The sequence below is a fragment of the Collinsella aerofaciens genome, from assembly GCF_015552075.1.
In the GTDB taxonomy this organism is placed as follows: domain Bacteria; phylum Actinomycetota; class Coriobacteriia; order Coriobacteriales; family Coriobacteriaceae; genus Collinsella; species Collinsella aerofaciens_Y.
On record NZ_JADNDZ010000022.1, the window covers coordinates 1 to 10,732 of the forward strand.

Below are 10,732 nucleotides of genomic sequence, written 5' to 3' on the forward strand. Positions count from 1 at the left end.
CAGCCCGTGGGAGGCCAGGGCGCCGCTGACCGGTGGACGGCACCGAGCCGTCATCGAGATTGAAAAAGGGGGAGGCCTCGCGGCCTCCCCCTTTTTTGCGTTAACACTTCACAATATAGTTGCATTTCACCTGTAACCCGGTTGGGCTTATGGGTAATGAGCTATTATTTAAAGACAATAAATCGAATCACAAGGGCAATTGCTATGACCACAATGATCAAAAGCAGAATTGTCAGTCGATGTTGCTTACGTCGTTTACTTGACGATACGAAGATCGTTTTCCCTTGTTTTGGCGTCTCGAGATAACGAGCCGAATGCGTTAAGGTTTGCTTAGGTCGAGGACCTCTTTGCTGTCGAGTTTTGGGCGTTTTCGTCGGGACGTCATTGATCGCGCTGTTTTTTGATAACGGTGCATCTTTCAGATATACGGGATCGCTCGATGCGACGCCCATATGCTTACGTCCCGTCTGGGCATCCTCGAGCGTTTGATATCGATTTCTCGTAACATACTCGGGCTCTGCATCATTAATGGGCTCTTGCGAGATGTGGGGGCGATGGAACCGTGGTGGCTGCGCGGAAGTATCTTCCCCCTGCGTCGGCATAAACATATTGTTCTGGTTTTGGTCGTCCATGATGCCCTTTAGCTCGTTTCCAACAACGTATACGCGCTCATTGTAAGCCCCTTGTTATTTGTAGCTGTGGACATACTCGTTATTTAAGCTCTGGTTCAAAGAACCTTAACCTTCCTAAAACCTGAGTCATACACACTTAGATATGCTTATAGTAGTGGACTCAAAAAACTTTATAGTCGATGTATATATGAGCACTGGGTGGGCATATATAAGAGCGTCAAAAGAAGTCCCAGTCACCTAGAAGATGACTCGGCAGTCCTATAAAGGAGTGGTAAACATGGCAAGCATGGTTCCTTATCGTTCGGTTTTTGGCGTTCGTCCCTCTGCAAGCTCGCTGTTCGATCTGTTTGATGATATGAGCGACCTAGCGAACAACTCGATTGCCTCTAAGGCGTTCCCCGTTGACGTTGAGGATAAGGGCGATGGCTATGAGGTCAAGGCTTATCTGACCGGCGTCGCCAAGGACGATATCGATGTCGAGCTTAACGAGGGCCGTCTGTCCATTAGCGTGAATGTCGAGGAAGACGAGGAGAACGAGGGCAAGAACTTCCTGCAAAAGGAGTTCAGCTCGTACAGCGCGACGCGTGGCGTGTATCTTAAGGACGCTTCGAGCGAGGGCCTCTCGGCTAAGTACGCTGACGGCATCCTGACCGTTACGGTTCCCAAGATCGTTGAGAAGAAGAACGTTACGAAGATCTCCATCGACTAACTTCGTTGGTGTTCTGCGCTATTAAAAGATAACAAAAGGGGCTGGGAAGCGATTCCCGGCCCCTTTTGCTGTCTAGGAAAGCCTATTGAATGGTTGCTGGCCGATACTGGCTTGCGGGGCATATCGAGAGTTTTCGTGATCCTTGGAGAAGGGTGGCGGAGCTGCCGACCTCGTCATCCAGGGTTGCGGCTAGAGCTTTGGCATAGCTTTTGACGGTAAGGCTCGGACGATTGTTATCTTGGCTGATATGCATGGCAATGAGCTGTTCGGTGCGATCGGTAACAAGTTCGCGCGCGGCTTCGGCGGCTTGGTCGTTGGAGAGGTGTCCCCTTGCAGACAGGATGCGCTCCTGAAGAAAGCGGGGATATTCTCCCTCGCGCAGCATGGTCACATCGTGGTTGCTTTCGAGCGCAAGGACTCGACAATCTTTGAGGGTGTTCATGGCTTGGCTCGATAGTTCTCCGGTGTCGGTGGCAAAGCCGATTGAATCATCGAGAGCATTGAATCGATAGCCGACAGGATTGATGACATCGTGTGATGTTGAGTAGGTTTGCACCTGGATGCCGGCAATGGATAGGGTGTCACCGGGATCGAATTCCTCGACAGGCAGATGCGAAAGACTTTCTTTGCTCGAAAGTGTGCCCCTGCTGGCAAAGAGGGGGCCGTGCCAGTGCTTGCACCAGACATCGAGGCCCTTGATGTGATCGCTATGCTCATGAGTAATGAGAAGAGCCGAGACGTTGTCTGTCGAGAGCCCCAGTTCTGCCATGCGCTTTAATGTCTCGCGGCGAGACAGTCCGTCATCGACCATAATGAGCCCCCGGGGGGCTTCGATGAGCGCACAGTTGCCTTTTGAGCCGCTGCCAAGGATATGAAGGTGCAGACGAGACATAAGATTCCAAAGGATACAATGGGTGCGAACGAATAGAGGAGGAAGCAAATGCCAACGGTATCTCAGCATTACGGACATCATGCTGCATCGCGGGCTGATGATAAAGCCCTGGCAATGCGGCAGACGGCTGCCCCCGTGGTGCTCATGGTATCAGGTGGTGCGGACTCGACGGCTTTGCTCCTTATGGCGTGCACATCAAAGTTGGATATTCTGGATGGGCGCGGTGTAGCCCCCATCGCGCGCGAGCGACTGCACGTGCTGCATGTGAACCATCATCTGCGCGGCGAGGCATCCGATGGCGACGAGGCCTTTGTGCGCGGCCTATGCGCGCAATATGGTCTACCGCTGTGTGTTGAGCATGCCTATTTTGATGATGAATCGGGCAATATCGAGGCGGCTGCCCGCGAGGTACGCTATGCCGCGGCGCGGAGGTATGTTCGCGAGCTCTGCGCCCAGACGGGGGCACCGCGAACGGCGGCTCGTATCTGCACCGCGCACACGTCTTCGGATCGCGCGGAAACGTTTTTGATGAACGCGATTAAGGGTTCGGGGCCCGCTGGCCTATCGAGCATTCCTCGCCGGAGGAATATCGTGGTGCGGCCCTTGCTCGACTTGACTCATGATGAGCTCGTGGGCTATCTGCAGGTGCATGGTCAGCCGTGGCGAGAGGACGAGAGCAACGAGGACGTGTCGTACTTGCGTAACTACGTGCGCCATCGGGTGATGCCGGTGGTGGCGCAGCGCAACGCGAGCGTCTGTAAGACGATTGGCGCCGCCTGCGAGATCTTAGGCGATGAGGACGCCTTTCTTTCCCAGCTTTCCGCGCAGGCGTTTCGAAGCTGCCTGCGTAAGGAGGCGGCGGGTGCACTGGTCCTTGACGCTCGCCGACTGGCCGCGGCCGAGGTGGTGATTGCTCGACGCATGGTGCGACTGGCAATTAAGCGTATCGACCCCGACGCTCGCCCGGAGATGCGGCATGTGGAGCGCGTGCTCGCCTGTGTCGCCGAAGGCTCGGGTTCGGTCACGCTGCCGGCGGGAATCGATGCGCGCGTGGAGTTTGGCATGCTGTCATTCAAGGCCCCGGCGGCGCGCGAGGGGTTAGTTGCCGATTGGGTCACCATTCCCGGTCGATTGCCGCTGGGGGCGGGCCGCATCCTGGTGGCAGAGACGATGGCCGTCGAGCCGGGGTGCGATATTGTGCGCCGTGCCCGTGAACTCGCGGGTGCCGGAGGGGTGGCCGCTATGGTGGATGCCGCGACGCTGGGCTTTGCCGATCGCGATAGCGAACGGATGCTCGCCGGCTCGCGCGGGGAGATTCCCGCCGAGGCGCGTTTGGCGCGTCTGTGGGTAGACGGTCCCGTGCCGGGGGATGTGATGTGTCCGTTGGGCATGAGTGGGCGAAGTAAGAAGGTGTCCGACCTGCTCAACGAGGCTCGTATTCCCGTTTCTGAGCGCGCAGGCGTTCCTGTGGTGAGAACGGCTCCGGGAGGTGCCGTGGTATGGGTCGCAGGCGTTCGCGCGGACGAGCGTTTTAAATGCACGGCCGCAACGCGCGTGGCGCATCTGCTTCGTGTGGTCGATGCGGAATAGCGTCCCGCGTCAGCTATTCTGTGCGACGTTGACGGTATTCCCGCGCTGATGGCGTACGGGCTGGAAAATATACCCCGTGCGCTGCTAGAATGTGAAGCTCGCGTCCATACGGCGGTGTGTGGGCGATAAGCACAAGAAAGGGTTGTCATGGCTTCTCAACATCCGGATATCGAGAAGGTTCTGTTTACGCAGGAGGATATCGACGGTATCGTCTCTCGCCTAGGCGAGCAGATTACTCGCGACTACGCGGGTAAGGATCTGGTGCTGATTGCGGTCCTGCGCGGCGCCGTGGTCTTTATGGGCGACCTGATGCGCAAGATCGAGCTGCCGACCAACATCGATTTCATGGCTGTTTCGAGCTATGGCGACGGTGTGAAGTCCTCGGGTATCGTGCGTATCATTAAGGACCTGGATATCGACATCCGCGGTCGCGACGTGCTGATCGTCGAGGACATTCTGGACTCGGGCCTGACGCTCAAGTATCTGATGAAGAACCTCGAGAGCCGCAAGCCCGCTTCTCTGGAGGTCGCTGCCTTCCTGTGGAAGGACGTTGAGGACCGTACCTCGGCCATCACGCCCAAGTATGTTGGAACCCATTGCCCCGATGCCTTTGTGGTGGGCTACGGCCTCGACTATGCCGAGCGCTATCGTAACCTTCCGTATCTGGGCATTTTGAAACCGGAGGTTTATTCGTAAGATGCCCGACGACCGTAACGATAACAATTCCCAGACTCCCCGGGAGCCTAAGATCCCGGGGATGCCCGGAGGCAAGAAGCCCACGCGTACGGGCTGGCTGTATTTTATTTTGGCTTGCGCGCTTCTGGGCTACGCCTTCTTTAACATGGGCTCCGGCTTTGCCAATTCCAGCAATACCGTAAAGCTCGCGACGAGCGAGATGGTCAACGCCATCAAGCAGGATCGCGTCGAAGATCTGACCTATACGGTTCAAGACGGAAGCGTGACGGGTCATTACTGGAAGACGAAGAAGGACAAGGGCGATACGAGCGAGCTCAAGAGCTTCTCCTCGACCTATGTCGGCTCCGATTCGCTTGCCGAGCTTATGGCGGAGCACCCCGATACTAAGTACATCGTCAACACCAATGACCCCGATTTTTGGGGCGACTTGGCGATGAGCGTGCTTCCGACGATCGCCCTGATCGCCATCATGTTCTACTTTATGCGCCAGATGATGGGCGCCAACAACAGGAACATGCAGTTTGGCAAGACCAACGCCAAGACCAACGAGGCCACGCGCCCCAAGGTCAAGTTTGAAGACGTTGCCGGCGTGGACGAGGCGGTCGAGGAGCTCGAGGAGATCCGTGACTTTTTGAGCGATCCGGATTGCTATCGCAAGCTGGGCGCCAAGATTCCGCGTGGCGTGTTGCTGGTGGGCCCTCCGGGTACCGGTAAAACGCTGCTGGCCAAGGCCGTTGCCGGCGAGGCGGGCGTGCCGTTCTTTAGTATCTCGGGTTCCGACTTTGTCGAGATGTTCGTGGGTGTCGGCGCCAGCCGTGTGCGTGACCTCTTTAAGGAGGCCAAGTCCCAGGCCCCGTCGATCATCTTCATCGATGAGATCGATGCCGTGGGACGTCAGCGCGGAGCTGGCTTGGGCGGCGGTCACGACGAGCGCGAGCAGACGCTCAATCAGCTGCTGGTCGAGATGGACGGTTTTGAGGAGAGCGAGTCGGTCATCCTGATCGCTGCGACCAACCGTCCTGACATCTTGGATCCGGCATTGCTGCGTCCCGGTCGTTTTGACCGTCAGGTCACGGTCGACCGTCCGGATGTGAAGGGCCGCGAGCAGATCTTGCGCGTGCATGCCGAGAACAAGCCGATGGACGAGGATGTGAAGTTTGAGAAGCTCGCCCAGATGACCGTTGGCTTCACCGGCGCCGATCTGGCAAATCTGCTCAACGAGTCTGCGCTGCTTGCTGCCCGCCGCCATCGTTCCGTAATCTCGATGGACGAGGTCGAGGAGTCGATGGAGCGCGTGATTGCCGGTCCGCAGCGCAAGGGTCGCGTGATGACCGAGGCCGAGCGCACCACGATTGCCTACCACGAGAGCGGTCACGCCCTGGTGGGCCACATCCTGGAGCATTCCGATTCGGTTCACAAGATTTCGATCGTCAGCCGCGGTCAGGCGCTGGGCTACACGCTGCAGCTTCCGCAGGAGGACCACTTCCTCAAGACCAAGAACGAGATGCTCGACGAGCTCGCCGTGTTCTTGGGTGGCCGCGTTGCCGAGGAGCTCATGTGCGACGACATCACGTCGGGCGCGAGCAACGATCTGGAGCGCGCGACCAAGATGGCGCGCGAGATGGTCACGCGCCTGGGCATGAGCGAGGAACTTGGAACGCAGGTGTTTGGCGAGGCACAGCATCAGGTGTTCCTTGGTCGCGATTACGCCGATCACCAGGATTACTCGGAGGAGACGGCGCGTCGCATCGACATCGAGGTTCAGCGCATCATGCGCGAGGCTCATCGCCGCGCTGTCGAGATCCTGGATGCCCGTCGCGATCAGCTCGATCTGATGGCGAAGGTGCTGCTTGAGCGCGAGACCGTCGAGGGCGATGCCGTGAACGCCCTGCTCGACAACGAGTGGGACGCCTACCTTGAGCGCGAGGGCGATATCCTGGCGGCCAAGGAGGAGCGCAACGCTAAGGCGGCCGGCATGCCGACCAAGAAGCGTGCGCCTCGCATGAGCGAGGAGGAGCTGGCGGCTGATGCCGCGGCATTTGCGCAGGCGGCTATGCAGGAGGATGCCGAAGCCACATCCGAGATTGCCGATGATGACCGTGCCGTCAATGCCGGTGCCGACACCGACGACGACAAATAGTCTTTGTGGTGAAAGCCTCCGCGGGGAAACCTGCGGAGGCTTTTCTTTTGAGCGATATGGGGCCATCTGTTGATTGGGGACAGACTTAAATGAGCGTTTTCACGCATTTAAGTCTGTCCCCAATCAACATTGCTGCGGCGCTTTTCCCGACTAAAGCGTACAATAGCGCCTATGCGAAAGGGGAACAGATGATTAACGAAACTATGTATGCTCGCGGTGCAGAGAGCTCCATCATCCGCGAGATTTTTAGCTATGGCCTTGAGCGCAAGGCGCAAATCGGCGCGGAAAACGTGTTCGATTTCTCGCTGGGCAACCCGAGCGTTCCGGCACCCGCTGCCGTCGCGGAGTCCATCAAAAAGGCGCTTGAACTGCCCAGTGACCAGCTGCACGGCTACACTCCCGCACCGGGCCTACCGCAGTGCCGTACCGCCGTTGCTGAGTCGCTCAACCGTCGCTTCGGTACGAGCTATGAGGGCAAGGACGTCTTTATGACGGTGGGCGCCGCGGCTTCGCTCACCTGTACGCTCAATGCCGTTACGAATCCGGGCGACGAGGTTATTGTTATCGCCCCGTACTTTCCGGAGTATCGCGTTTGGATTGAGAAGGCTGGTTGTACGTGTGTCGAGGCGCTCGCCGATGAAGATACGTTCCAGCTGAGCGTGGACAACGTGCTCAAGGCGATTACCGATAAGACGACAGCCGTCATCATCGACTCGCCCAACAATCCGACCGGTGCCGTATATACGCGCGACACGCTGACGCGACTGGCCAATGTTCTGCGCGAGGCCAACGCTCAGCGCGATCCCGAGAACCCGATCACGCTTATCTCGGACGAGCCGTATCGCGAGATTGTCTATGGCGCCGAGGTGCCTTGGGTGCCTTCGATCTACGAGCACACCATCGTGTGCTACTCGTATTCCAAGTCGCTTTCGCTGCCGGGCGAGCGCGTGGGCTGGATCTTGGTTCCCAACACCAATCCGCAGGCTGCGCGTCTGATGCCGGCTGTTGCCGGCGCCGCCCGTACGCTGGGCTTCGTCTGCGCGCCGGCGCTCTTCCAGCGCGTCATTATCGACTGCATCGATGAGCCGAGTGACGTTGAGGCCTATGCACGCAACCGCACGGCGCTTACCGATGCGCTAGCGGAGTATGGCTACACCTATGTTGAGCCGGATGGCGCGTTCTACCTATGGGTGAAAGCGCTGGAGCCCGATGCGAACGCCTTCTGCGAGCGCGCGAAGAAGTGCGAACTGCTCGCAGTGCCCTCGGACAGCTTCGGCATGCCGGGCTGGTTCCGCTTGGGCTACTGCGTGAGCTACGAGACTATCGTCAACTCGCTGCCCGCCTGGAAGCAGCTGGCCGACGAGTATCGTCAAAAGTAAAGCGCTCTGCTTACAATGTTTTACGTGAAACGGGGTTTGGTTTTAAGCCAGACCCCGTTGTCATGGACGTTGTGTCGTTGGGATGGAGCGGTTTTACGACCATCGAATGCTATGCGTACAATGAATATACGCGACGGCCATACCGGATAAGGAGACCCGATGCCCTACCTGCTTTCTTGTGACATTCATACCCACACGATATTCTCTGCGCATGCATATTCGACCATTGAGGAGAATGTGTACTGGGCGGCAGAGCGTGGTCTGCAGGTACTTGGATCTGCCGATCATTTAAGCTCGATGGTTACGCCTTGCCCCAATGACCTGCGCAGTTTCCAGTTCTTTATTAACCAGGATATCTGGCCACGCATTTGGAGCGGTGTGCTGGTGCTGCGCGGCGCCGAGGCCGATATCGTTTCGCTGGACGGAAGCTTGTTTGGCGAGGACATTCCCGTTTCGCTCGATATTGCCGGCGATTCGTACAGTCACCAGCATTCGCTGTTCGAATTGGTGACGCGCAATTTGGATTATTTGGTTGCAAGCGTGCATAATCCGCAGATTGCTGAAGGTGCGACGCTCGCCCAAACGACCCAGATGTACATCAATGCCCTGGAGCACCCCAAGGTGTTCATGCTGGGGCATACGGGGCGCTCGGGCGTGCCGTTCGATATCGATGAGGTGCTGTTGGCGGCTAAGGCGAAGCACAAGATTATCGAGATCAACAACCATAGTCTTGAGCACGGTGCCGACACTGAGCATTGGGCCGCATGCCGCAAGATTGCCGAGCGTTGCGCCGAGCTGGGCGTGGGCATTGGCGTTTCGACCGATGCCCACATTGGCATGGCCATTGGCAAGCTTGACCATGCCCGCAAGTTGCTCGACGAGATTCACTTCCCGCTGGATTTGATTGTGACGCGTGACCGCGAGACGCTGCTGCGCGAGATGGCGGCAGCCGGTGTGTGCGACCTGCGCAAGGGGATGTAACGAGACTCATATGTCCAACGAAAGGGGGGCGGTCCAGACGGGCCGCCCCCTTTCTTGTGCCGGTGGGTTAGCGGCGCTCGAGGACCGCGACGGTCTCGGTGTGGTCGGTGTGGGGGAACATGTCGACCGGCGTGATCTTGAGCAGGCGATAGCCTCCGTCGAGGAGGTGGTGCAGGTCGCGCTCTTGGGTCACGGGGTTGCAGCTGATATAAGTGATGCGACGCGGCTTAAGTGCGCAGGCGGCCTCGAGGAACTCGGGGGTAGAGCCGGCGCGCGGCGGGTCGATGGAAAGGACGTCGACGCGCTCGCTGTTATCGGCGGCATCTAGGATGTAGTCGGTGGCGTCGTCGGCCATAAACCAAGCGCTGCGGGTGAGGCCGTTGAGTTCGGCATTGCGACGTGCGTCGGCAATGCCCGCCGGGTTGCGCTCCACGCCGAGCAACATAATGCCGACACCTCTGTCCTGGGCATCCTTCGCGGCGCACAGACCGATGGTGCCGCTGCCGCAGTAAGCGTCCATAAGAATGTCACCCTGCTGCAGGTCCATGCCGTCAATCGCGAGCTGATAGAGCAGCTCGGTCTGCTGCGGATTGGTCTGATAGAACGCGGTAGGGGAGATATCGAATTCGCAACCGAGCAGCTGGTCGCGCATGCACTCGGCGCCATAGACGATACGAGTCTCCTCACCCAAGATGGCGTTACCGGGACGGCCATTGATATTTTGGGCAACGGTGACGATATGCGGATTGAGCGCCGCGACGGCCTCAAAGAACTCCTGCGCATGCGGTAAGTCGCGCTGGGCGGTCACGAGCGTAACCATGACTTGGTCGGTACGCCAACCGCAGCGGACGACGGCATAGCGAAGCAGACCAAGATGCTTGTCCTCATTAAACGCGGGAATATGCAGCCGCTCAGCTTCGCGTGCGATGCCGTTGAGAATCTGACGGGCACCTGGCGCCTCGACAGGACACTCGGGTACGGCAACGATTCTGTGCGTGCCGCGCTCAAAGAAACCGCAACGGACAGCGCCCTCCTTACCGGGGGCAAAGGGAGTGGCGGCCTTATGACGAAAGCCACGCGGCGCAGGATATTTACCCGGGTCGCCCAGGGTGACGCCCATACCGCGAATAGGATCAACGGCGATACCCTCACGCTCACAGAGCGAAGCAAAAAGCTCCTCCATAGCAGCCTGCTTAGCTGCCAACTGCTTTTTATAAGGACGATTGAGCGCCGTGCACCCACCACAAGCCCGCATGATGGAACAAGGCGATTTGGGATCCACAGCCTTCCGCGCAGGCGAAACCGGATTCTTGTGCGAGCCAGTGGAACGAGTCTGAGGCGCTTTATCCCCGCCCCGACGAGAGCCAGAACGCTTGGCCTTAGCTTTGCTTTTGGTCGACTTGCTTTTTGCAGCTTTAGAAGAATTGGATTTCGTAGAAGATTTCTCCTCCTTCGGCCCCTCAGCCGCCTCCACCAAAGCACGACGAGCCCTACGCTCCGCACGAGATTCTGCCATGAATTAACCCCACTAATTTATAAATTGAAATCTGAAAGCATTGTACCGTGCCAAGCTAGCAGACGATATACAAGCGTCCACTTCACGTCAGTGATAAGTCCAATGACGTTTGCCCGGCGTGGGCGGGGAGCGGCGCGTAATTAAGTTTATCGCGAGTTCCGCACGCAAAGGAAAGCACTTAATGTGCTTTCCGTCTT

9 protein-coding genes are annotated in these 10,732 nt (G+C 58.0%); 6 read left to right on the forward strand and 3 right to left on the reverse strand.

Annotated features, from left to right (window positions below; translation table 11 throughout):
* Positions 1 to 164 precede the first annotated feature (164 nt).
* Complete coding sequence (locus I2D41_RS01520; protein ID WP_195363313.1) at positions 165 to 632, reverse strand: hypothetical protein; 468 nt, start codon at positions 630 to 632, stop codon at positions 165 to 167.
* 277 nt (positions 633 to 909) lie between these two features.
* Between I2D41_RS01520 and I2D41_RS01525 the strand changes: the two genes are divergently transcribed.
* On the forward strand, positions 910 to 1,341 hold the full coding sequence (locus tag I2D41_RS01525; protein ID WP_156063448.1) for an Hsp20/alpha crystallin family protein: 432 nt from the start codon (positions 910 to 912) through the stop codon (positions 1,339 to 1,341).
* Positions 1,342 to 1,423: 82 nt separating this feature from the next.
* On the opposite strand, the gene I2D41_RS01530 is transcribed toward I2D41_RS01525, so the two are convergent.
* On the reverse strand, positions 1,424 to 2,233 hold the full coding sequence (locus I2D41_RS01530; protein ID WP_195363314.1) for an MBL fold metallo-hydrolase: 810 nt from the start codon (positions 2,231 to 2,233) through the stop codon (positions 1,424 to 1,426).
* A 48-nt stretch (positions 2,234 to 2,281) separates the two neighbouring features.
* Here I2D41_RS01530 and tilS point away from each other — a divergent pair, with 48 nt between their 5' ends.
* The 5 genes from tilS to I2D41_RS01555 all read left to right on the forward strand — a co-directional run bounded on the left by tilS (position 2,282) and on the right by I2D41_RS01555 (position 9,019).
* Positions 2,282 to 3,823, forward strand: coding sequence for a tRNA lysidine(34) synthetase TilS (gene tilS / locus I2D41_RS01535; protein ID WP_195363315.1), 1,542 nt, complete (start codon positions 2,282 to 2,284; stop codon positions 3,821 to 3,823).
* A gap of 147 nt (positions 3,824 to 3,970) precedes the next feature.
* A complete protein-coding gene (gene hpt / locus I2D41_RS01540) occupies positions 3,971 to 4,519 on the forward strand; it encodes a hypoxanthine phosphoribosyltransferase (protein WP_117774133.1) in 549 nt (182 codons plus the stop codon).
* A 61-nt stretch (positions 4,520 to 4,580) separates the two neighbouring features.
* On the forward strand, positions 4,581 to 6,659 hold the full coding sequence (ftsH, locus tag I2D41_RS01545; protein WP_229042044.1) for an ATP-dependent zinc metalloprotease FtsH: 2,079 nt from the start codon (positions 4,581 to 4,583) through the stop codon (positions 6,657 to 6,659).
* A gap of 188 nt (positions 6,660 to 6,847) precedes the next feature.
* Positions 6,848 to 8,038, forward strand: coding sequence for a pyridoxal phosphate-dependent aminotransferase (locus I2D41_RS01550; protein WP_195363317.1), 1,191 nt, complete (start codon positions 6,848 to 6,850; stop codon positions 8,036 to 8,038).
* A gap of 159 nt (positions 8,039 to 8,197) precedes the next feature.
* Positions 8,198 to 9,019 (forward strand): phosphatase, encoded by an 822-nt coding sequence (locus I2D41_RS01555; RefSeq protein WP_195363318.1) that lies wholly within the window; start codon positions 8,198 to 8,200, stop codon positions 9,017 to 9,019.
* A 67-nt stretch (positions 9,020 to 9,086) separates the two neighbouring features.
* Here the strand turns inward: I2D41_RS01555 and rlmD are convergent, their stop codons facing one another.
* Positions 9,087 to 10,301, reverse strand: coding sequence for a 23S rRNA (uracil(1939)-C(5))-methyltransferase RlmD (gene rlmD, locus I2D41_RS01560; protein ID WP_324249156.1), 1,215 nt, complete (start codon positions 10,299 to 10,301; stop codon positions 9,087 to 9,089).
* Between the last annotated feature and the right edge of the window lie 431 nt (positions 10,302 to 10,732).

Coding starts and splice junctions, on each gene's coding strand:
- I2D41_RS01520 (WP_195363313.1), bottom strand. CDS start 632: ATGGACGACCAAAACCAGAACAATATGTTTATGCCGACGCAGGGGGAA.
- I2D41_RS01525 (WP_156063448.1), top strand. CDS start 910: ATGGCAAGCATGGTTCCTTATCGTTCGGTTTTTGGCGTTCGTCCCTCT.
- I2D41_RS01530 (WP_195363314.1), bottom strand. CDS start 2,233: ATGTCTCGTCTGCACCTTCATATCCTTGGCAGCGGCTCAAAAGGCAAC.
- tilS (WP_195363315.1), top strand. CDS start 2,282: ATGCCAACGGTATCTCAGCATTACGGACATCATGCTGCATCGCGGGCT.
- hpt (WP_117774133.1), top strand. CDS start 3,971: ATGGCTTCTCAACATCCGGATATCGAGAAGGTTCTGTTTACGCAGGAG.
- ftsH (WP_229042044.1), top strand. CDS start 4,581: ATGCCCGGAGGCAAGAAGCCCACGCGTACGGGCTGGCTGTATTTTATT.
- I2D41_RS01550 (WP_195363317.1), top strand. CDS start 6,848: ATGATTAACGAAACTATGTATGCTCGCGGTGCAGAGAGCTCCATCATC.
- I2D41_RS01555 (WP_195363318.1), top strand. CDS start 8,198: ATGCCCTACCTGCTTTCTTGTGACATTCATACCCACACGATATTCTCT.